The 21063-nt window shown below is 64.7% G+C and carries 19 protein-coding genes; 14 read left to right on the top strand and 5 right to left on the bottom strand.

All coding sequences use genetic code 11. The annotated features are described in order from the left end of the window. Positions 1-16: 16 nt before the first annotated feature. Positions 17-553, bottom strand: a complete 537-nt coding sequence (locus F8O06_RS05840; protein ID WP_158037962.1) for an ECF transporter S component — start codon at positions 551-553, stop codon at positions 17-19. A gap of 207 nt (positions 554-760) precedes the next feature. Here F8O06_RS05840 and F8O06_RS05835 point away from each other — a divergent pair, with 207 nt between their 5' ends. From F8O06_RS05835 to F8O06_RS05805, 7 genes are all read left to right on the top strand, one after another. Beyond that, complete coding sequence (locus F8O06_RS05835) at positions 761-2443, top strand: glycosyltransferase (protein WP_192496870.1); 1683 nt, start codon at positions 761-763, stop codon at positions 2441-2443. 40 nt (positions 2444-2483) lie between these two features. Then, a complete protein-coding gene (locus F8O06_RS05830) occupies positions 2484-3227 on the top strand; it encodes a ParA family protein (protein ID WP_158037961.1) in 744 nt (247 codons plus the stop codon). 155 nt (positions 3228-3382) lie between these two features. Next, complete coding sequence (locus tag F8O06_RS05825; protein WP_192496869.1) at positions 3383-4162, top strand: ABC transporter substrate-binding protein; 780 nt, start codon at positions 3383-3385, stop codon at positions 4160-4162. 104 nt (positions 4163-4266) lie between these two features. Beyond that, complete coding sequence (locus tag F8O06_RS05820; protein WP_158037959.1) at positions 4267-5070, top strand: amino acid ABC transporter permease; 804 nt, start codon at positions 4267-4269, stop codon at positions 5068-5070. Further along, positions 5067-5825 carry an amino acid ABC transporter ATP-binding protein gene (locus F8O06_RS05815; RefSeq protein WP_158037958.1) on the top strand — a complete coding sequence of 253 codons (759 nt, stop codon included), beginning with the start codon at positions 5067-5069 and terminating at the stop codon, positions 5823-5825. The genes F8O06_RS05820 and F8O06_RS05815 overlap by 4 nt, the downstream gene beginning before the upstream one ends. Further along, positions 5822-6277 carry an acyl-CoA thioesterase gene (locus tag F8O06_RS05810; protein ID WP_158037957.1) on the top strand — a complete coding sequence of 152 codons (456 nt, stop codon included), beginning with the start codon at positions 5822-5824 and terminating at the stop codon, positions 6275-6277. The genes F8O06_RS05815 and F8O06_RS05810 overlap by 4 nt, the downstream gene beginning before the upstream one ends. A 334-nt stretch (positions 6278-6611) precedes the next feature. Continuing rightward, on the top strand, positions 6612-9407 hold the full coding sequence (locus tag F8O06_RS05805) for a helix-turn-helix transcriptional regulator (protein ID WP_158037956.1): 2796 nt from the start codon (positions 6612-6614) through the stop codon (positions 9405-9407). Here the strand turns inward: F8O06_RS05805 and F8O06_RS05800 are convergent. Continuing rightward, complete coding sequence (locus F8O06_RS05800; RefSeq protein ID WP_158037955.1) at positions 9358-10686, bottom strand: glycosyltransferase; 1329 nt, start codon at positions 10684-10686, stop codon at positions 9358-9360. The two genes, F8O06_RS05805 and F8O06_RS05800, sit on opposite strands and share 50 nt — an antisense overlap. A 445-nt stretch (positions 10687-11131) precedes the next feature. On the opposite strand from F8O06_RS05800, the gene F8O06_RS05795 reads away from it, so the two are divergent. The 5 genes from F8O06_RS05795 to F8O06_RS05775 all read left to right on the top strand — a co-directional run bounded on the left by F8O06_RS05795 (position 11132) and on the right by F8O06_RS05775 (position 17586). Continuing rightward, complete coding sequence (locus F8O06_RS05795) at positions 11132-12508, top strand: nucleotide sugar dehydrogenase (protein WP_225733416.1); 1377 nt, start codon at positions 11132-11134, stop codon at positions 12506-12508. 102 nt (positions 12509-12610) lie between these two features. Continuing rightward, positions 12611-13672: an SDR family NAD(P)-dependent oxidoreductase gene (locus tag F8O06_RS05790; protein ID WP_158037954.1), complete on the top strand. Its 1062-nt coding sequence runs from the start codon at positions 12611-12613 to the stop codon at positions 13670-13672. After that, positions 13669-15201 (top strand): polysaccharide deacetylase family protein, encoded by a 1533-nt coding sequence (locus F8O06_RS05785; protein ID WP_158037953.1) that lies wholly within the window; start codon positions 13669-13671, stop codon positions 15199-15201. Before F8O06_RS05790 ends, F8O06_RS05785 begins: the two co-directional genes overlap by 4 nt. Before the next feature lie 130 nt (positions 15202-15331). After that, a complete protein-coding gene (locus F8O06_RS05780) occupies positions 15332-15850 on the top strand; it encodes a PH domain-containing protein (protein WP_225733415.1) in 519 nt (172 codons plus the stop codon). Next, positions 15847-17586: a PH domain-containing protein gene (locus F8O06_RS05775; RefSeq protein ID WP_158037952.1), complete on the top strand. Its 1740-nt coding sequence runs from the start codon at positions 15847-15849 to the stop codon at positions 17584-17586. Before F8O06_RS05780 ends, F8O06_RS05775 begins: the two co-directional genes overlap by 4 nt. 103 nt (positions 17587-17689) lie before the next feature. Here F8O06_RS05775 and F8O06_RS05770 read toward each other — a convergent pair whose 3' ends face one another. Further along, the gene (locus F8O06_RS05770; protein ID WP_192496868.1) at positions 17690-18058 is read right to left on the bottom strand and encodes a nuclear transport factor 2 family protein; all 369 of its coding nucleotides are present in this window, start codon (positions 18056-18058) and stop codon (positions 17690-17692) included. Positions 18059-18306: 248 nt separating this feature from the next. Further along, on the bottom strand, positions 18307-18645 hold the full coding sequence (locus tag F8O06_RS05765) for a winged helix-turn-helix transcriptional regulator (protein ID WP_158037950.1): 339 nt from the start codon (positions 18643-18645) through the stop codon (positions 18307-18309). 70 nt (positions 18646-18715) lie between these two features. Here F8O06_RS05765 and F8O06_RS05760 point away from each other — a divergent pair, with 70 nt between their 5' ends. Beyond that, a complete protein-coding gene (locus F8O06_RS05760; protein WP_158037949.1) occupies positions 18716-19738 on the top strand; it encodes a zinc-binding alcohol dehydrogenase family protein in 1023 nt (340 codons plus the stop codon). A 35-nt stretch (positions 19739-19773) separates the two neighbouring features. Here the strand turns inward: F8O06_RS05760 and F8O06_RS05755 are convergent, their stop codons facing one another. Further along, positions 19774-20277, bottom strand: a complete 504-nt coding sequence (locus tag F8O06_RS05755) for a ClbS/DfsB family four-helix bundle protein (RefSeq protein ID WP_158037948.1) — start codon at positions 20275-20277, stop codon at positions 19774-19776. A gap of 435 nt (positions 20278-20712) precedes the next feature. On the opposite strand from F8O06_RS05755, the gene F8O06_RS05750 reads away from it, so the two are divergent. Next, positions 20713-21063 carry a type II toxin-antitoxin system RelE/ParE family toxin gene (locus F8O06_RS05750; RefSeq protein WP_158037947.1) on the top strand — a complete coding sequence of 117 codons (351 nt, stop codon included), beginning with the start codon at positions 20713-20715 and terminating at the stop codon, positions 21061-21063.

Here is a 21063-nt window from a genome sequence, read left to right as displayed (position 1 = left end):
CTGTACACCGTCGGTCTCAGGCCCGACCGACGCCTGCTCGATGCAGGGCCTTCGCGACCACCCATCCCAACAGGGTGAACAGCAGCACCGAGACGATTGTCAGGGACGCCTGTGCGACATCGAGCCAGAACGACCCGGTCTTGCCCTGGAACACCAGTGCGAAGAGCAGTCCCAGCAGCGCTCCGGAGACAAGCGATCCGATGACGGCTCCGGTGCGCGTGCGTCGTCTGTACCCGGTCACCGCCCACGGCAGCTCCTGCAGTACCCCGATCATGACGAGGTAGGCGAAGACGGCCCACCCCAGAGACTGAATTGGCGAGATTGCGGTGAGCAGGCCGGCCAGCACGATCGTGATGAGCCCGACCAGCGGCAGCCGGTATGTGCCCTGCGCGATCGCTCCGGGCAGAAAGTACATGCCGATCAGAGCGCCGTATGCCCACGGGGCAATCGTGATGATGATGATGTGGAGCCCGCCTGTCACCATGAACAGCAGCCCGGTGACGACGCCGATGGCCGCGCAGCTGAGCAGGATTCTGGTGTTGAGGCGTGGCATAGGGGTGATTCTAGTCTGTGCAGCGCCGATTTGACCGGGGGAATCCTGTCTGGGGCGCGGAGCCGATCATGTGCAGCTCGACAATGTGGCCAGAGTCGCGGACGCGATCGATGCGGTTTCGTTACCAAACCGCGTTGAGTGGCGTCAAGAGTCACACCAGTATGGTTAGTGCCTCACTATCGAGGCGCGTCGAGAGGATGACACGTCATGGACAACGAGCTTCCAGCCGGAGAGCGCACCCGCGGGTACCGCTTTCTCGAGATGCTTCCTGCACTGTTGAGCTATGGCACCCTGCTCGGCTTGGTAGTCATCTCATTCTTCAATCCTGTCGTCGCGGCGTGCGGCCTGCTCGTCATCGTGCTCATGATGCTGTTCAAAGCCGTGCGTTCGGGCACCGAGATGATGATCGGCAACGCCCGCATGGAATCGGCCGAAGACGTCGACTGGGCGCAGCGCCTCGCGCTGCTCGAGCAGCCTGAGGCTGCAGTCGTCGACGAGCCACGCGGTGCCTTCCAGCTGCGTCGTCACCAGCGCAACCTCGCTGCGGTGGCTGCCAATCCCGGGCTCTTCTCCAAACCCTCGCAGCTTCGCAACGCCGTCATCGTGGCGGCCTACAACGAACCGTATGAGGTCATCGCACCGACATTCCAGGCACTGGCCGACACCACATATGACAAAGACCGTCTCATCGTGCTCTTCGCCTACGAAGAGCGTGGCGGCCAGGGAATGGAGCTCACCGCGAAGCGCGTGCAGCGCGAATTCGGTGATCGATTCGGTCACTTTGAACTGGTTCGCCACCCCGCCGAGCTGCTGCCGGGTGAGATGGCGGGCAAAGGCGCGAACATCACGTTCGCGGGTCGCCGCCTGCAGCAGATCGTCGATGAGAGCGAGTTCGAGTACTCCGACGTCGTCGTGACCACTCTGGACTGCGACAACGTGCCGTTCCCGTCGTACTTCGACTACGTGAGCTACGAGTACATCGTGCACCCCGAACGCAAGCGCATGTCGTTCCAGCCGATCTCACTGTTCTTGGGCAACATCTGGGATGCACCGGCGCCGAGCCGCGTCATCGCCAACGGCAACACGTTCTGGAACCTGATCAGCTCGATGCGTCCGCTCTCTCTGCGCAACTTCGCCTCCCACTCACAGCCCCTCGACGCCCTCGTCGAGATGGACTTCTGGAGCACGCGCACGATTGTCGAAGACGGCCACCAGTACTGGCGCAGCTATTTTCACTTCAACGGCAACTACAAGGTCATCAGCATCCACGTGCCGATCTACCAGGATGCCGTGCTGACTGAGACGTATGGCCGCACCATCAAGGCGCAGTTCAAGCAGCTGAAGCGTTGGTCCTACGGTGCCTCCGACGTTCCCTACGTCGGTGTGCGCGTCTTCGGGCGCACCGCCAACACTCCGCTGCTCAAAGACATGGTTCGTTTTCTGCAGCTGCTCGACAGCCATGTGAGCCTCGCCTGCATCGCTCCCCTGATCGCGTTCGGTGCGTGGATTCCCTTCGTCATGAGCATGCGCGCCGAATTCATGGACACCTTGGTGCTCAAACTCCCGTTCATCGTCGGAACCGTGCAGCAGGTCGCCCTGCTGGGCATCCTGCTGATGATGTGGCTGGGGTTCAACATGCTGCCGAAGCGGCCCGCACGGTACGGCCGCATGCGTTCGTTCGGGATGATTCTGCAGTGGGTGCTCATGCCGGTGACCGGCATCGTCTTCAACTCGCTGTCGGCGCTGACGTCGCAGACTCAGCTGCTCCTGGGGCACTACCGCGAGTCGTTCGATGTGACTGAGAAGGCGACCCACGCATCCATGGCGACGCATGCCGCGCCGCAGACGCAGTCGATCGACATCTCGAAGATCACTGCTCGCGCCGCCTGACAGAGCTCCCTGTTCACTTCACGACACTAAGATGTGCCGCATGAAGACGATTGCGGTGTACAGCACCAAAGGCGGCGTGGGCAAGACGACCACTGCGGTCAACCTCGCATGGCTCGCCAGCCAGCAGGGACGCGTGCTGCTCTGGGATCTCGACCCCCAGGGCGCCACGACGTATCTGCTCTCGGTCAAACCGAAGGTGAAAGGCGGCGTCGACCGGCTCATCCGCGGAGACGGAGACGTCGCCAAGAGCATCCGGCAGACCGACTATCCACAGTTGGACGTGCTGCCCGCAGACGAATCGTATCGCGACCTCGACCTGCATCTGGAAGACGTGAAGAAGTCGACCAGCAGGGTGCATCGAGTGCTCAAACGCCTGAGCGAGAGCTACGACACCGTCATTCTCGACTCTCCGCCAGGGGCCTCGCTGGTCGCCCGTAACGTGATCGATGCGGCGGATGCGATCGTTGTTCCCCTGGTTCCTGCGGCGCTGTCGTTGCGTGCGTTCGATCAGGTCGCCGACCTGGTGCAGATGCAGGACGCACGGACGCCGATCCTCGGATTCTTCTCGATGGCCGATCGCCGGCGCAAAGCACAGGCCACCGCCATCGAAGAGCTCCCCGGTCTCGACTCTCGCATCGTGCCGGTGGTGGTGCCGTCGACGTCGATCGTCGAACAGATGGGGCTGCGCCGTGCACCGGTCGCGACGTTCGCGCCGCACTCCCCCGCAGCAACGGCCTACAGCGACCTCTGGGCGGCGGTCGAAGGCATCGTTTCTCAGCACTGAACCCGTGGCACTCCGCGGATGATACGTGATCGAAACATCCTGTTGGTTACGATAAGGAGTCAGTTTTGCGGAGTCTGCGCGTACTCGTGCACGACTCTGCCCGTCACTCTGCGCGCACGAAGGTGTGCGCAGCCGAAGAGATGAGGCACAAGCCCATGAGAACACGTTCGAAGTTCGTCGCCGCAGTCGCACTGGCCGCAGTCGGCGGTCTCGCCCTGAGCGGATGCACCAGCACTGCAGGCGACTCCAAACTCATCGACAGCGCGTCGCTCACTGCCTGCTCCGAGGCGCAGTACCCGCCTTTCGAGCGCCCGGAGGGCGACAAGATCGTCGGCATCGACGCCGACATCTCGTCGGAGATCGCGAAAGACCTCGGCGTCGACCTCAAACAGGTGAACACCGCCTTCGAAGGTCTGCAGTCCGGACAGGATCTCGACAACAAGAAGTGCGACATCGCGATCAGCGCCATCACGATCAACGACGAGCGCAAGACCAAGATGGACTTCTCTGAGCCCTACTTCCACGACGACCTCGCCGTCGTCGTGCCGAAGGGGAGCTCGGTGACCTCGGCAGATCAGGCGCTCGACGGCACGCACACCATTGCCGTGCAGGATGCCACAACGGGTCAGGAGTATGTGACCGGCAAGGGTCTGCAGCCGCAGGGGTTCGAAGACGCCACGCTGGCGGCGACACAGGTCAGCAACGGGTCGATCGATGTGCTCATCGATCAGGTGGCGCCGGCCAGCGAGCACTTGAAGAACTTCGACAACCTGCAGATGGTCGCCACCATTCCGACCGGTGAGTCGTACGGCATCGCCGTGCGCAAAGACAACAGCCAGCTGCTCGACTCGGTGAACAAGACGCTCAAGCGCATTCAGGATGACGGAACGCTGCAGTCGATCTTCGACAAGTATGGCGTGAAGGCGACGGCCTGATCTGTGCCCGACGGGTGTGTGACACGATGGTGTGTCGCACACCCCTCTCGGCCACGTAACGATATCAGCGTGATCAGACGCTGAAAGAGAGCGACAGGCAAGGTATGTCTCCAGCAAAACGAGCGCGCATCTCGCGCGGCATTCAGTACGCTGTGCTGGTGGTGGTCGTCGTCGTGCTGGCGGTCGTCACCGACTGGCCGAAGTTTCTCAGCACCTTCTTCAACCCCGCGGTGGCTGCCGCGCAGTTTCCCCAAGTCATCAGCGTCGCGCTGCTGAACACCCTGGTCTACACGCTCATCTCGTTCTGGTTCGGCGTGCTGGGCGGCGCGGTGCTCGCCCTCATGAGGATGTCATCGGTCGCGCCGTATCGCTGGTTCGCATCGGTCTACATCGAACTGTTCCGCGGTCTGCCGGCTCTGCTCGTCTTCATCGCCTTCGGCTACGGTATTCCGAGTGCATTCTCGATCAATCTGAACATCTATGTGACCGTCATGCTCTCTCTGGGCATGGTTTCGGCGGCGTATATCGCCGAGACGTTCCGAGCCGGCCTGCAGGCCGTTCCTCCCGGCCAGCTCGAGGCGGCCAGGTCGCTGGGCATGTCGCAGTCTCGTGCGATGATCTCGATCGTGTTTCCGCAGGCCTTCCGCATGGTGCTGCCCCCGCTGACAAATGAGCTGATCCTGCTCACGAAAGACACTTCGCTCGTCTATCTGCTCGGCCTCTCACTGGGCCAGTACGAGCTCAGCAAGTTCGGCCGACAGGCGCTGACGGCCCCGGACGCCGGACTGACTCCGCTGGTCATCGCCGGTGCGTGCTATCTCATCATCACGCTCCCGCTCAGCTGGCTGGCCCGCAGATTCGAGCTGCAGACGACGAGAAAGAGCTTCAAGACGAAGGCGGCGAAATGAGCGCGATCAGCATTCACGGCATCACGAAGTCGTTCGGCGACAACCAGGTGCTCAAAGGCATTGATCTGACGGTCGAGCCGGGACAGGTCGTCTGTCTGATCGGCCCCTCGGGGTCGGGCAAGTCGACCGTGCTGCGCTGCGTCAACATGCTCGAGACACCAGACGAGGGCGTGATCGAGGTCGACGGAGACACGATCACCGACCCTGACGTCGACATCGATCGAGTGCGTCAGGGAATCGGTCTGGTGTTTCAGCAGTTCAATCTGTTTCCTCACCTCACGGTATTGAGGAACTGCATGATCTCTCAGATGAAGGTGCTCGGTCGGTCGAAGGCCGAGGCGGAGCGTATCGCTCTCGAAAACCTCGAGAAAGTCGGCCTGGCCGATCGAGGCGACGCCCTGCCTGCACAGCTCTCCGGTGGTCAGCAGCAGCGCGTGGCCATCGCCCGCGCACTGAGCATGAACCCGAAGCTGATGCTCTTCGACGAGCCGACCAGCGCGCTCGACCCGGAACTCGTCGGCGACGTGCTCGCCGTCATGAGAGAGCTCGCAGGCGCCGGTATGACCATGCTCGTCGTGACCCATGAGATGGCCTTCGCGCGTGACGTCGCAGACGTCGTCGCGTTCATGGACGACGGTGTGATCGTGGAGCACGGACCTGCCGAGCAGGTCATCACCGCACCACAGCACCCTCGCACACGCCAGTTCCTCGAACGCGTGCTGCATCCGACTGAGGTGAGTCTCGACCAGTCATGAGTCGTCGCCTGCGCCTGAGCGTGCCGCTGCGTTGGAGCGATGCCGATGCCTATGGTCACATCAACAACGTCGCCGTGCTCGCTCTGGTCGAGCAGGCGCGCGTGCTGTTCTTCGCTCAGGCGGAGTGCGACGACGAGACGCTGCCCCGTCTCGACGGTGAGAATCTCGGCCGCAGCCCCATCTTTCTGACCGGTCAGCGCATCGAGTACCGGCTGCCGCTTCGCCTTGAGCTCGAGCCAGTGCACATCGATATGTGGGTGAGCCACATCGGCGCAGCCGACTGCGAGCTGAGCTATCAGGTCAGGCAGCGACCAGGCTCCCCTGTCGCGGCCGTCGGGCTGAACGGGCTGGTGTTCATGAACCCGGAGACCGGTCGCCCTCGGCGTCTCACCGGGGGCGAGCGACAGGTGCTCGCGAGTCTGCTCGGAGAGCAGGTTCGGCTGCGCCGCTGACATACCGCGCAGGCGGTGCGTGCGGGTCGGGTCCGCACGGACAGTGGTGAGTTCGCCTTTCGCACCAGGGAGGTCGTTCGGCCATCGTATGCGCGAATGGACATACCAGCGGTCATCACGCAAGATAGTCATCAAGGGGCTGTATCCAGACGTACCGTGACTCCTGCACAGGCGCAGAGCCGCGGTGTACGTCCCGACAGCGACTGGGGGCAGCGTGAGAACGCCGAACACAAGCTTCACGCCATGCGACGTTGATGCCGTCCTGGCATCGCTGCAGGCGACGTCGATACCGCGCTCTGCATCTGGCGCGAACGCCGTCGGCGCGCATGGGGTTGTGCTCGACGCAGACGGAGACACTGCACGAGGGCAGCTCATTCTCTCGCTGGTGCTTGACGCCCTGCCTGACGATCAGCGTCTGGTACACGTTCGTTCGATCGATGCTGCGGAGTCTGCAGCACGCGTCGCTGCGCGCATCGTGGCGGCGTCCGATAGCCCCGAGTCCGCGGCCGGGGCCGGCCTGACCACTGCCGAGCTCGGCCGGAGCATGGCCGACGCGCTGCGGCTGGCAGCCGACGGGCGCACCACCATTCTGGCCGTCGACGATCTCAGGCCGCTGAATGCCGATGTGCTGAATCTGCTCGCTGAGGCGGCTCGCGCCTGCGACGGCTCGGTTCGTCTGCTGGCCGTCTCGACGAACGGGGACGTTCCGCCTGCGTTGGCAGGGGTGCAGCGGCTGCGACTGGAACCGCTGACGTCACGGGAGCAGATGCTCCTCGCACGCAGACACGGCGTACGAGCGGATCCGGCTGTCGTGCAGATCGTCGGGCATCTCAGCGACGGCAATGCCGACTCCATGCTTCGACTCTTCGAGCACGTCAACGGTGCACAGCTGCAGGGCACCAGGTCGCTGGCGAAGATCGAGCGCTTCTTCGCTGAGAGCCCCGAAGGGCCGCCGCCCTGTGAGAGCTCATCGGACAGCGCGCTCTCCTCGGCCGATTCCGCGACCGGCATAGCGCCTTGCGACGTCGTTCGCCTGCTGAGCTGCTCGCGCTATCTGCCGATCGCCCTGATCAGCGACCTGCAGCCCGGAGGATGGCCTGCGGTGCAGGAGCTGATCTCGAAGCGGGTGGTCTCGACCACCGGCGACGTCGCCTCACTCGTGAGTCAGCGGCTTCGCGCTGCGACGTACTGGGGCATGAACGCCGATGCGCGGCAGCAGATGCTGCAGCGTCTGGTAGCGGCGACGTCTGACGGACCGGAGCTGCTGCATCTCTGGTTTCTGCTGTGCGGCTCGGAAGAGGCCGCTGACTCAATCTCTGTGTCACACCGCCTGATCGCCAGCCTCCCCGGCGCCCTGGCCGCGGTCGTCGACGGGCCTGCCGCCGAGGTGCAGCTCGTCCAGGTGCTCGAGGTCATGGAGCACGTCGCCGATCTCGTGCACACTGACGAGTCGCTGGTAGACGACTGGCTCAAGGCACTGCGGCTGCTGGGCACACGAGGCTTCGGCGCCCTCGCGCGGCGATATCTGCGCATGGCGCCGACGACGCTGGCCGATCCGCAGACTTCGGTCGCGAGAGCCCATCTCGATCTCAAGCTCGAACTGCTGGAAGACGGGCGCATCGACCTCTCGAACGTCTATGCGACGGTGCATCTCTACGGCGAACTCGCGCCAGCGGCGACACTGAGCATGCTCGCCGAGCTGGCTGCGCGGTCACTGCTGCTCTGCCACGTTCGCGACGCGCGGCAGCTGCTGCAGCTTTCCGATCAGCTCCCGCAGACCGACACAGTCGCAGCGCGTATTCTGCAGCGCGCTCGGTCGCTCATTGCGCAGCTGACGCTGCAGGATGCGACGGCACCGGGCGAGCAGCCAGCGACGTCTGCACCCCAGACGAACCGGGTCGAGAGGCAGAAGCCCACACAGCCTCCTGCGGATCATGCCAGGCCACGCCTCAGTCGACGGCGCACGCTCAGCGTCCTGGAGCTGCTGCTGCAGGCTCAGGGGCATCGCCTGGCGGAACGCTGGCAGCAGGCGCGCGACACCTGCGCTCTGGCTCTCGAGACCGCCGACGGCCTGCGCCTGCACGTCGAATCGACGCTCTACCTGCTGGTCGAGATCGAAGTCGCGGCCGGGTGTCTCTCGGCCATGCGCTCGACCTTCCAGCGACTCGAGAGACACGCGACCTCCCGACTGCGCAGTCTGCAGCACACATGGGCCGCAGCGTGGGCAGCGTTGTCCCTGGGAGACTCGGCTCGTGCCAGACGTCTGCTGAACGAGACGATCGAACCGGCCCCAGAGCCCGGCAGCTCGGTGCAGCTCGCGCGAATTCAGGCGCTGCTGGGCAAGCTGCTGCTCGCCCACGATCCTCGCAGGGCCCTGCGGCTGCTGCAGAGCGCACGTGCTTCGACGGCTGAGATCGCGCTGCCGAGCGTGATGCGCCTGCATGGCGACGTGATCGAAGCAGCCCTGCAATGCGGCAGAACCGCGGCCGCACAGGATGCCCTGTCAGAACTCGTCATCGCAGAGGCACACTCGCCTCAGCGATGGACCTCGCTGACGATCGACCACGCCGTCGCAGATCTCGAGACGCTGGGCATCGACGTCAGCGGCATCTGCCTGGTCGCCCCCACCGTGGCAGAGCAGTGGCAGATCGCCTTAGCCCCGCGGCACAAGGCCGCCGGACAGCTCGAGTACGCGACGACAGCCGTGGGCTATGCACGTTGGCTCTTCATGATCGGTGACGTGAATACCGGTCGCCAGGCGATCGAATACGCAGTCACCGCGTTCGAACAGGCTGGGCTCGTCACCGGCGAGAAATCGGTGGAACGGGACATACTCGCCAGCACCCGGCTGATCCGCGAGGCCGAACCCGAAACCGAGGGGTTCCTGATCAGACAGCGCGAGACGTCGTCTGTCGGACTCTCGAGGCTGGATGACGAACAACGCCGGGTCGTGGAGTACGTGCGAGCCGGGCTGCGCACGAAGGACATCGCCCAGCGCCTGTTTCTGTCGGTGCGCAGCGTCGAGCTTCGGCTCACGGCCGTCTACCGCACGCTGGGCGTGCGTTCGCGTCGCGAGCTGCTCACGCTTCTGGGCGAACTGCCGTCGGGACACGACGGCTCTCCTGTGTGATGGCAGCGGCAGCGATCTCGGGCCGACGATCCGGACTGACCCAGCTGCCGCTTGAGCGCCGGCGCCCGAGCGCGCGGAGCAGCGACCGCAGACAGCGGCTCGCGTCGTAGATGCGCATGAACGGATAGAACGGTGCGAACAGCAGCATGCCCCAGCGTCGCCCGAGCACACTGCTCACCAGCGTGATCAGAAGGTCGGGAAGCCAGAGCCCGGCAAGCAGCAGCAGCGGCGGCAACTGACCGATGACCGCGGCACCCCAGCCGTTTGCGTCGAGGCCGAGCCAGACCGCTGCTGCGCACGTGACCGAGACCACGAACACGGGCAGCCAGAGCAGCATGATCAGCGAGCTGAGCACCAGCTTGAGTGCGTGCAGCAGCACGGTCGCCCAGAACAGACTGGGCCGAGGCCGGTGCCGCAGCAGCGTCTGCCAGAACCCGAGAGTCCACCGGCTGAGCTGTCTCGTGTAGTCGACCAGCGTGTCAGGATCCTGTGTGTAGGCGATCGCGGCATGCGGATGGAAGGCCACCCGGCCGAGACTGCGAGCGTGCACCTCGAAAGTCATGTTGTAGTCTTCGATCACCAGCCCCGGCGCATCGATGTCGATCTGACGAAGAGCCCGGGAGCGATAGAGACTGGCGAATCCCGGCACGATGTAGACCGCGTTGATCCACGGGGCGGCCTGGCCGTATTTGTGCAGATACTGCACGACGGTGTATACCCGTTCGCGGTACCAGACCAGTAGGCGTCCAAAGAGCGATCCGGCGGCTTCTGGATGCAGGGTGCGTGCCCGTCCGGCTACTGCGGCCACATCGTCATCATCGGCGAGGCGAAGCGCAGTGATCGCGTAGTCGTCGGCCAGATGCGTGTCGGCATCGAGCAGCAGGACGAACTCGTACCGGTCGGTGAGGTGAAAGTGTGCGATGCCTGCGGTCAGCGCACCAGCCTTGCCACGATTCGGGGTCAGCTCAAGCACCCGCACACCGAGCCGACGTGCGATGTCTGCAGTTCCGTCGATCGACCCGTCTGAGATGACATGGATCTGCTCCGGTGAGAACTGAGCCAGCGCGCGCCGCAGTGACGCCTCGAGCACGGCCTCTTCGTTATGTGCGGCCATCAGAACGGCGATGTCGCCGTTCGACCACCGAGGAACGGCCGACCTCAGACGCTGCCGTCGTCGTTCGCCGCGCTCCGTCACCCAGCGAATGACGCCGATGACGCCCCAAATCATCGTGGTGACCCCCACGATCGCCAGCATGAACACGATCAGACCCCAAGCCATGATCACACTCCCCTCCTGTGTCTTGTGCCCTGTGTCCTCTGCACTGGGCCCCGGGCCCTCTGAACTGGGCCCTCTGAACTGGACCCTGTGCACTGGGCACAGACTTCGTCGTCTTCGGCGCGATGCCTCTTACGCTACGGACAGGGCCTCGTCGACGGGGCCCTCGTCTCCGCACTCTCCCCGCAGCCGTTAAACGGTTCCGCTTCCCACACAGGCGAAATCGCGCAGTGCATCCGCAGACCCCGTGGCGCTCTCCGCAGGCGCTGCACCGGTTCTCCGCAGGAGGAGGCAGACGGCTCCGCAGAGCGACCGACGAGGGCGGCCGCACCGCTTGCCCGACTGCAACGCCGAAGTGCACGCTCAGAGAGCAACAGTGACGCAATGGTGCGTGAAGGGCGGGGAACATTTCTCCGGCGGAGCGCCCCCAACCGGAGAGTGGACCACCGTGGAACTCACATCGACCAGACAACAACTCAGCGCTCAGCGCGCACGGCTGGCGCTCAGCGCGCTCGGAACCGTCACCGAAGACCGCTCAGGCGCGACCACAGCAACGACCTTCACCGATTTCGACTACGACGTCGCGATTCTGGGTCTCGGCTACGTCGGTCTGCCGACGGCTCTCGCCTACCGCGCGGCCGGTCATCGCATCGCAGGCATCGACGTATCGGAGCAGCGCGTTGCGGCGATTCGGCGTGGCGACGTCGATCTGATTCCGAGTGATCGAGTGCTGCTGGAATCACACCGCGACAGCGACGGACTGCTGCTGACCACCGACCTGTCGGCGCTGCGGCGTGCGGCTGCGGTGATCATCTGCGTGCCGACCCCGGTCAGCGATGATCTGAGCCCGCAGCTCGGCATTCTGCACAGCGCGTGTCTGACGGTCGTGGCCAACGCAGTCACAGGGCAGCTCATCGTGCTGACCTCGACGACCTACGTCGGGTGCACCGAAGAGCTCGTCGTGCAGCCGCTGCGAGATCGCGGCATGAAACCGGGCGAAGACGTCCACGTGGTGTTCAGCCCGGAGCGCATCGACCCAGGCAACGTGCAGTTTGGCCACGAGGCCGTTCCTCGCGTCATCGGCGGCGTCAGCCCCGCCTGCGCAGCCCGCGCGGTCGACCTGCTCGGCTCGGCGGTCGAGCAGACGCACGTCGTGTCGTCGCCAGGCCATGCCGAGATGACGAAGCTGCTCGAGAACACCTTTCGCGCGGTGAACATCGCGCTGGCCAATGAGTTCGCCGACATCTGCCGCGAGCTCGACCTCGACGTCAGCGCGGTGATCGATGCGGCGGCCACCAAGCCCTACGGCTTCATGAAGTTCACGCCCGGCCCCGGGGTCGGTGGGCACTGCATCCCCTGCGACCCGCACTACCTGCTCTGGCAGCTGCGGCGTCAGCGCGTCGCCGCGCCCATGATCACCCAGGCGATGCACGAGATCAGCCACCGCCCGGGTCGCGTCGTCGATCGAGCGAAAGACCTGCTCGCCGAGAACGGCATTCCGCTGAGCGGAGCGCGCGTGTTGGTCGTCGGGGTCGCCTACAAGCCCAATGTCGCGGATGCTCGGGAATCGCCCGCCATCGAGATCCTGCAGCGGTTCTGGAGCGCGGGCGCACTCTCGCGCTACTACGATCCGCTCTTCCCCGCAGTGACGCTGCCAGACGGCCACACCCTCACCTCTGTGCCGAACCCCGGTGCCAACGACCCAGACATCGTCGTGCTGCACACGCTGCATCGCGACATCGACCTCTCGTGGATCACTCCGAAGACCCTGGTGCTTGACACGACCTACGGTGCGACCGACATCGCGCACCGCAGCGTGCTCTGAACGCGGGCCGCACTCATACAGCCTGACCCGGCATCCCCCGATGACCACGGCAACCCGCCATCAGCGGCAGCGACGCCGCCGCACGAACACGAAGGAACACACATGCACACTCTCATCACCGGCGGCGCCGGCTTCATCGGCAGCCACTTGGCCGAATATCTGATCGGTCAGGGCGACGACGTCACCGTGCTGGACAACCTCAGTACGGGACGACTCGCCAACCTCCGTCAGCTCAGCCGTGACTCCAGGTTCGGCTTCGTCGAAGGCGACGTTCGCGACCCCGAACTCGTCGAGAGTCTCGTCGCACAGGCCGACCGTGTCTTTCATCTGGCGGCCGCCGTCGGCGTGCACGTGATTCTGGACGACCCTCTGGGCAGCCTGCGCACCAACCTGCACGGCACAGAGAACGTGCTCGCAGCGGCAAGCAGGCACCAGACCCGTGTGCTGCTGGCCTCGACCAGCGAGATCTATGGCAAGAACACCGCAGACAGGCTGCATGAGAACTCGGATCGCATTCTGGGGTCGCCTCTGTTGAGCCGCTGGACGTACGCCGCAGCAAAGGGAATCGACGAGGCCTTCGCACACGCGTACTGGCGCAAGCACGACCTGCAGGTGTCGATTGTGCGGCTGTTCAACACGGTGGGGCCGCGACAGACCGGCCGCTATGGAATGGTCGTGCCCAGACTCGTGCGTCAGGCCCTGAATGACGAGCCGCTCACCGTCTACGGCGACGGCGAGCAGACACGGTGCTTCTCATTCGTCGGCGACGTGGTGCCTGCGCTCGTGGCGGTCGAGGAGCATCCTGACTCAGCGGGCAGAGTCTTCAACCTCGGCGGTGCCCAGGAGATCTCGATCAAGGCGCTCGCCGAAGAGATCATCGATGTCACCGGCAGCCGAAGCAGCATCGAGCACATCCCCTACGACCAGGCCTACGGCGAGGGTTATGAAGACATGCGGCGCCGGGTGCCCGACAACACCGCTGCCAACGAACTGGTCGGCTTCGTTCCGAAGACCTCGGTGCGTCGCATCATCGAGCTCGTCGCCCAGGCGATGCTGCGTGATCAGGCCGACCGGGCCGGCGCTCTGGGCAGCAGGCCCGACGGTGCCGGGGCGACCGCCGAAGTCACGCACCGCACCCTGGCAGCCGAGGGTTCGGCGTTGTGAACCGCGCAGGGGTGCGAGCCGCGCGCCGTCGGCTGGCGGTGACGGCCGTCGCCACGTTCTTCGGCAGCGTGGCCTTGGGCGTGGGCGTCGTGGCGATGCCTCCCACCGACGGCGTCAGCGCATCGAGCGATGCGGTCGCGGCGATCGCCGAAGACGGGCTCAGCCCGCACTCGACCGACGTCCCTCTGCTCACACCTCAGGAGGCAGGCGTGCAGCGGCTGACGAACACTGCACCTGCGATCGTGAGTCTGACCTTCGACGACGGCACACAGGATCAGGTGCTGGCGGCGAACATCCTGGCCAGGCGCGGGCTGGTCGCGACGTACTTCGTCACAACGGGCCAGACCGGTGCACCTGGCTTTCTCACCCGCGACCAGCTGCACGGTCTCGCCGATCTCGGCAACGAGATCGGCGGGCACACCGTGCACCACCTTAATCTGCCGAGCGTGACGCAGAACGAGGCACGCCGTCAGATCTGCCAGGATCGCGAGAATCTGCGTCAGTGGGGGCTGCCCGCGCAGAGCTTCGCCTACCCGTACGCGGCGCACAACGATGAGGTTCAGCGCGCAGTGCGCGACTGCGGCTATGCCTCGGGGCGGGGTCTCGGCGGAGCGGTCGGTTCGGGCGAGTCGATGCGCCTGGCCGGAGAGGCGATTTCGCCGGAGGCCAAGATCGTCGAGTCGCTGCGACCTGAGAACCCGATGGTGACGCTCGCACCCAACATGTTCGATAGACGATCAGGCATCGAGGCCTATCAGAAGGATGTCGAAACCGCTGTCGGGGTGGGGGCCGGTTGGACACAGCTCACGTTCCACGGCATCTGCGAGCGAGAGGCGACCACCTGCGCGGAGATCATGGTCACCGAGCAGGAGCTGGAACGGCTGGCCGACTGGCTCGTCGAACAGGTGGTCGCAGGGCGCGTCGCGATCCGCACGGTTGGTGAGGTGATCGACGCCGACCCAACGGCTCCTGTGCCGAGCGCCTACCTCTCAACCGGCTCGGCAGGCGATCCGAACGCCGAGCATGCGGCGTTCACTCCGAGACGAAGCTCCGAACCCGGGCGCAGAGTCAGCGATTTCACACATCAGAATGCCCAGGGAACGCCCATCTGCTGGAACGGCTTCGCCTACGGCGACAACACCGCGAACTTCACCATCACCTCGAAGACAGGCCACGAAGGGCAAGAGGCGCTGCACCTCGAACTGACGGCGAACGGGCCCGGCGAGGCGAAGTGGCTGCCCATTATGGACCTCGGCGAATGCTCGCTCGCAGCCGAAGGCGGGCAGAGCAAGGAGATCACCTACACTGCGCGAGGTGGTGGGTCGCAGAGCCAGCCGGTGGCGTTCGTCCGAGACCAGACCGGCAGATGGACGTACTTCAGCGCTGGCCGATTCACCCCGCTGGGCGAGGAATGGTCCGAACTCACCTGGAAGACCCCCGACCTGCCCGCAGACACGACAGCGCTCGCGGTGGGCATCGCCCTGCAGCAGACCGGCTGGAACGAGGTGCGCCAGATCACCGTGCAATGACGGTGATTTGCCAGAAGGCCGGTTCAGCTGAGACTGTTGTCGCATGACCTCCCCCGAAGCGCCCCGGTCCGATCCTCCGTCAGACGGAGGCGACCAGCACGCTTCGGGGTCTCGCGGCGCAGGTGCCCAGTTGACCGCCTCTGACTCGGCGTCACCGGTGCTCGGGCTGCACCCTCGCGCGCTGAGTCATCCGGTGTGCCCGCGAGCCAAGTCGATGTGGCGGCTCAACGCACTCATCACGAACGTCGGCATCCTCGCTGTGCTCGTCGTGGCGGCGCTGCTCTGGGAGCCCGTGCGCATCTGGTCGCTGATCCTGGCCGCGGTCACGGTCGTCACAGCACTCGTCGAGATCTTTCTCGCGCCGAGCATCCGCTATCGGGTGCACCGCTGGGATCTGACCGACCAAGCGGTCTATGCCCGATCCGGCTGGATCACACAGCACTGGCAGGTCGCTCCGTTCTCCCGTATTCAGACGGTCGAGGCCAAACGCGGACCGGTGCAGCGCATGTTCCGTCTGGCATCGGTCAAGGTGACGACGGCCAGTGCGAGTGCCGACGTGACGATCGTCGGGCTCGATGAGCAGGATGCCGACAGCCTGGTGCAGTCGCTGACCGAAGCGACCCAGTCGACGCTCGGTGACGCGACATGAGCGGCGAGAGCGAGCATCCGACGACAGGACGCTCCGAACCGGAGTGGCATCGGCTGAACCCCCGAACAGCTCTGGTCGGGGTCGTCAATCTGCTGCTGCGCGGCGTACCGGTCGCGATCGCGGCGATCGTTCTGAAGAACGCAGGTGATGGCTTTCCCTTCGCACTCGTGGCGCTGATGGTCGGCCTGCTGCTGCAGCCGGTGAGCTATCTCGTTCGGTATGCGACGTTTCGCTATCGCTTCACCGAGCGTGAATTCGAGGTCACGTCGGGGCTGCTCTCGCGAACGCGACATCGGGTGCCGCTCGAGCGCATCCGCACGGTCGAGATCGAGTCGCGGCTGCTGCACCGGCTGCTGCGGGTCTCGGTGGTGAACATCGCGACGGGTGAGGCCAAGGCCGATCAGCGGATCAAGCTCGACGCCGTCGACCAGCATCATGCCGAGACGCTCCGAAGCCTGCTGCTGCGCCAGCGTGCTCCGAAAGATGCGCAGATCGTGCCCGCCGGCGGGTGGCCGGATGCCACCGGCAGGCCGGAGACGTCTCACTCAGAGCCGGGGCATCCTTCGACACTGCAGCGGAGCGTGGACGAGCGCGGTGTCTCGAACACGGCGCGCGACGACGTCGAGACCCCGATCATCGCGCTGCGCGGGCGCTGGGCGTTCTACGAGATCTTCACGGTGCGCACGCTGACGATCCCGCTGATTCTGTTCGGTGCCTTCTGGCAGCTCGTCGAGAACTTCAACCTGCTGAGCGGTGAGCAGATCGAGGGACTGTACACGTCTGCGCAGCGCGCGTTCGTCGGGCTCGCGCTCGCGGCGCCGCTCGTGGTCGCCGTCCTCGTACTGATGAGTCTCGGCGCGATCACGCTCTTCTTCGTGAACTGGTGGGGCTTCACACTGGTGCGCAGCGGTCACCGGTTCGTCTCGCGTCGCGGTCTGCTGACGACGAAGACCTCGGCCGTCGACGCACGACGGATCCGCGGCATCACAATGAGCGATTCGATCGTGATGCGGCTGGTACGGGGCGTACAGCTGGTGCCCATCACGACCGGTCTCGGCGGGCTCGGCACGTCGAGCGGCACAGGCGGCGGGCCAGCCTCGAACGACGCGCGGCTGCTGCCGACGGTCGGTCGTACCGAGGCACACACCCTCGCCGAGATTCTGCTGGGTGACTGCGACGGCGGATGCGATGATGGCCGTATCGCGGAGCTGCCGGGTGGCAGCATGCCGACCGATGCCCAGCTGTTTCGCAGAGGATGGCTGAATCAGCACCCCCTCGTCGCGCTGCGGCGGCGGCTGATCCGGCTCTGGCTCTGGGACCTCGTTCTCGCGGCGGTCTGTGCGGCGTTCGTCTTCGGTCTGGGGTGGTCGGCAAGTCTGCTCTGGGCGCCTGCGGCTCTCGCGGTGCTGCACATCGGCGTTGCGATCGGTGACTACCACCAGCTCGGACACCGGCTGATCGGCGTTGACGATCGCGGAGCATCTGTGGGAACCGTCACGAGACCGACGATCTGTGTGCGCCAGGGATTCGTGCTGCGCAAGGTGCATCTGCTGCAGCTGCGAGGTGTCTGCGGCGTCGCCGTCGATCAGTCCTGGCTGCAGCGACGTGCCGGAGTTGCGACGGTGATTCTGAGCACCGCGGCTGGAGAGCACGCGTACCGTGTGCGTGACTGCAGCGAACGTCAGGCTGCGGAGATCCTGCGTGCAGCAGCCGGCGACGAAGCGCTGAGCCGCTGACAGTCGCGCTTCCTGCACCTCTTCGCAGGGAGCCGTGACCGCACAGGAGATCGCCCGACAGGGCGACTTCCCCACTGTGTGGACACCGCAGCCTCCACGGCGGCTACTTGGCAGCCACCTGCAACGAGGTGATCCTGCCGTTCGCGTCGACGGTCGCGGTATCCGTGCCGGTGATGGCGAACACGTGGCCGTCGGCGTGACGTCCAGCGACAGCCCACTCGACGACCACTCTCGTCGCATCCGTCGACCGCGAGTTCCAGACGTGGTGAAGCTCTGTGTTGCGAGCGAAGAACGTGTGAAAGAAACTGCGGATCGCCTCAGCACCCGTTGCCGACTCCCCGCGCCCTGAGACCAGCGTTGCGTCAGGTGCGAAGAGACCGACGAGCTCCTCGAAGTCCTGCGGGTGCTGGCCAGCGGTGTTCGACAGAGAGAAGTACCGATCCAAGACATCCGTCGGCGAGTTGCCGCTCATAATAGGCCTCTTTCTGGCACATGCGGGCGCCCTGCAATTCCGGGCACCGCAACTACCGGCGCTCATCGTAGTTTCGTGCTCAGACGCGGTCAAGGGTCTGTTCGTGGCTGCCTTTTGGTGCCTCGGGACGCAGAGAGATCTGAATTCTGTTCGCCTCCAACCCGAAGCGCGGGGCCAGTCTGCTCATCTCCGCCGACAAGGCTGGCCGGACGAAAAGGGCTGCGACGAGCCCGGCGACGATGGGCCGATCAGGCGTTGCTTTCAACCCAGTCGCGCAGGTGTCTCAACGGCGCCGACGCACTCTGCCCGAGCTCGGTCAGCGCATACTCGACGCGGGCGGGAACCTCGGCATAGACCGTGCGCGTGACAAGACCGTGCGCTTCGAGCCGCTTGAGCGTCTGCGAGAGCACCTTCGGGCTGATGCCCTCGAGGCGACGTCTGAGCTCGCCGTTGCGCAGCGCGCCTTCTTCGAGTGCGCCGATCGCCAACGCGCTCCACTTGTTCGCGAGCAGATCGAGCATGTCTCGACAGGGGCACATCGCCGCGTAGACGTCGTTGCGTTCGCACTGGGATTCGAGGGTGGTCATGAACCTATGGTATCCAAAGGGTACCGGCTGCCCTTGACGGTAACCAGTATGCCGTCGGCACAATGGGTTCATGACCACGACAACAGCCATCGGCTACGAAACGAACCTGCCCGCCACCGCTCCGGAGGCACTGATCGAACGTGAGGTCGGCGTGCCCGAGCCCGGCCCGCATGACCTGCTCGTCGCGGTGGATGCCGTGTCGGTGAACCCGGTCGACGTGAAGCTGCGAGCGGGTGCACCTGCCGAGGGGTTCAGAGTGCTCGGATTCGACGCCGTCGGCACGGTTCGTGCGGTGGGACCGGAGGTGACCCTCTTCGCCCCGGGAGACCATGTCTTCTACGCCGGAAGCATCGATCGCCCCGGCAGCAATCAGCGTCTGCAGCTGGTCGACGAGCGCATCGTCGGGCACGCACCGAAGAGCCTCACCGCTGAAGACGCCGCAGCCCTCCCGCTCACGGCACTCACAGCATGGGAGACGCTCTTCGACCACTTCGGACTGACCGCGGATTCAGAGGGGTCGCTGCTGATCGTGGGTGCTACAGGGGGTGTCGGCTCGATCATGGTGCAGCTGGCCGAGGCGCTGCTGCCCCATGTCGAAGTGATCGCGACGGCTTCGGACGCCGAGCGTGCGAAGTGGGTGCGCGAACTCGGTGCCGAGCACGTCGTGAACCATCATCAGAACCTGATCGAGCAGGTCACCGCAATTGTGCCCGAGGGCGCCGACTGGCTCTTCACTGCGCATTCACACGGCCAGATCGATACCTATGCGCAGATCGTGCGGCCGTTCGGCCAGGTCGTGGCGGTCGACGATGGGCCTCGTGACGTTTCCCCGCTCAAGAGCAGGAGCATCGCCTGGCATTGGGAGTTCATGTTCACCCGCGCCATGCACCGCACACCAGACATGATTCAGCAGCATCGCATCCTCGAGCAGGTCGCCGATCTGGTCGATCGCGGCCTCATCACGACGACAGCAGCGGTCAGGCTCTCCCCCATTTCGGCATCCACGCTGCGCGAGGCGCACGAGATCGTCGAGACAGGCCATGTCGTGGGCAAGGTAGTCGTCAGCGGGTGGGGCGACGAGGTCAATGGCTGAGGGACACTCACCGGGCGCGCCGATGGCCGGAAAACTCAGCGCGTGCGGAGCCAGGCACGGATGCGGCCGCGCGCGTTAGCATACGGTGATGACGTGTTGAATGAGATCATTCGCCCCATGGTCCACTTGCCATACCATGGTCGACCGTAGAGATCAGCGTCAGAGTAGCCGTCGATCAGCTCGATAATGGCACTTTTCGCGTCGCGTAGTTGCGTGCGCAGCTGTTCCCATGAGTCATCTGCGTGAGCTGCGTAGTAGCGCTGCGCCAGCGATCCCAGCTCGTTCCACTTGATGCCAGGTGCTGGGAATTCGTCAGGAAGGCCCGCGGCTCTGCGCCGGTGCCATGTGAGCACCTGCTGATTCCATCCGATGAGATAGGCGACCAGATCGGCCGGGCTCATGCATGTGTTCTTGACGTGTCCGTCGAGTACAGGTTCTCGCACTGAGGCGAGTGGCACCCGATCGAGATCTCGCTCGAGCTGAGCGAACATCTTGTCGATCGCGGCAAGGGGCTCGGCTTTGGTCGCTGGAACAGACATTCCACTCCTATCGCTTCGACGCTGGCTCTCAGGCTGACGCTGGTGCTGTTTGCCCCGCTGCATCTGTGGACCCAGAAGGACTCGAATCCCATGCGCTGAAACAGGTCGAGTCCTGCGGAAACCTCATGGTAACAAACGAGATTGTGTGCTGGTGAGGCCGAGAATGTGGGCACTTCGGCGCTTCTCAATGAAGCCACAGAACCAACGCGACGGAGGTGAACTCCCCCCCCCTACGCTTCACCAGATAGACGCCATTCACACGGCTCGCGATAGCGGCGAGAGCGTCTTGTCGATCGTGAGGCGGTTCGAGGTGAGCCAGATGACAGTGTGGGAGAAGACGCGGACGGCGACCGTCGAGGATGGCTCATGAACCGCCGCAACTGAGCTCACCAACATTTGCTTGAGTCGATATCGAGTCCGATCTATACTGGGGGCATGTCTTGGGATGTGCGGCTCTGGAACGACGTGGAGTCGTGGGTCCTGGGGCTGGATGACGAGACCTACAACCTGGTCGCCGCCGCGATCACCCGACTGGAGTCCGAAGGACCGACGCTCGGGAGGCCCACGGCAGATCGGATCAAGGGTTCCCGGCATCACAACATGAAAGAACTGCGACCTGGATCGGCAGGGCGCAGTGAGATCAGGATTCTGTTCGCCTTCGATCCGAAACGCAGGGCCATCCTGCTCATCGCCGGAGACAAAGCGGGCAGGTGGAAGCAGTGGTACGACCAGAACATCCCGATAGCCGACGACAGATTCGATGAGTGGCTGACAGAGGAGGAGTGA

Source organism: Pseudoclavibacter sp. CFCC 14310, assembly GCF_008831165.1.
Lineage (GTDB): Bacteria > Actinomycetota > Actinomycetes > Actinomycetales > Microbacteriaceae > Pseudoclavibacter_A.
This window is presented reverse-complemented; position numbering and strand designations above follow the sequence as displayed.

Coding starts and splice junctions, on each gene's coding strand:
- F8O06_RS05830 (WP_158037961.1), top strand. CDS start 2,484: ATGAAGACGATTGCGGTGTACAGCACCAAAGGCGGCGTGGGCAAGACG.
- F8O06_RS05820 (WP_158037959.1), top strand. CDS start 4,267: ATGTCTCCAGCAAAACGAGCGCGCATCTCGCGCGGCATTCAGTACGCT.
- F8O06_RS05760 (WP_158037949.1), top strand. CDS start 18,716: ATGACCACGACAACAGCCATCGGCTACGAAACGAACCTGCCCGCCACC.
- F8O06_RS05835 (WP_192496870.1), top strand. CDS start 761: ATGGACAACGAGCTTCCAGCCGGAGAGCGCACCCGCGGGTACCGCTTT.
- F8O06_RS05775 (WP_158037952.1), top strand. CDS start 15,847: ATGAGCGGCGAGAGCGAGCATCCGACGACAGGACGCTCCGAACCGGAG.
- F8O06_RS05770 (WP_192496868.1), bottom strand. CDS start 18,058: ATGAGCGGCAACTCGCCGACGGATGTCTTGGATCGGTACTTCTCTCTG.
- F8O06_RS05810 (WP_158037957.1), top strand. CDS start 5,822: ATGAGTCGTCGCCTGCGCCTGAGCGTGCCGCTGCGTTGGAGCGATGCC.
- F8O06_RS05840 (WP_158037962.1), bottom strand. CDS start 553: ATGCCACGCCTCAACACCAGAATCCTGCTCAGCTGCGCGGCCATCGGC.
- F8O06_RS05755 (WP_158037948.1), bottom strand. CDS start 20,277: ATGTCTGTTCCAGCGACCAAAGCCGAGCCCCTTGCCGCGATCGACAAG.
- F8O06_RS05825 (WP_192496869.1), top strand. CDS start 3,383: ATGAGAACACGTTCGAAGTTCGTCGCCGCAGTCGCACTGGCCGCAGTC.
- F8O06_RS05750 (WP_158037947.1), top strand. CDS start 20,713: ATGTCTTGGGATGTGCGGCTCTGGAACGACGTGGAGTCGTGGGTCCTG.
- F8O06_RS05815 (WP_158037958.1), top strand. CDS start 5,067: ATGAGCGCGATCAGCATTCACGGCATCACGAAGTCGTTCGGCGACAAC.
- F8O06_RS05800 (WP_158037955.1), bottom strand. CDS start 10,686: ATGGCTTGGGGTCTGATCGTGTTCATGCTGGCGATCGTGGGGGTCACC.
- F8O06_RS05765 (WP_158037950.1), bottom strand. CDS start 18,645: ATGACCACCCTCGAATCCCAGTGCGAACGCAACGACGTCTACGCGGCG.
- F8O06_RS05790 (WP_158037954.1), top strand. CDS start 12,611: ATGCACACTCTCATCACCGGCGGCGCCGGCTTCATCGGCAGCCACTTG.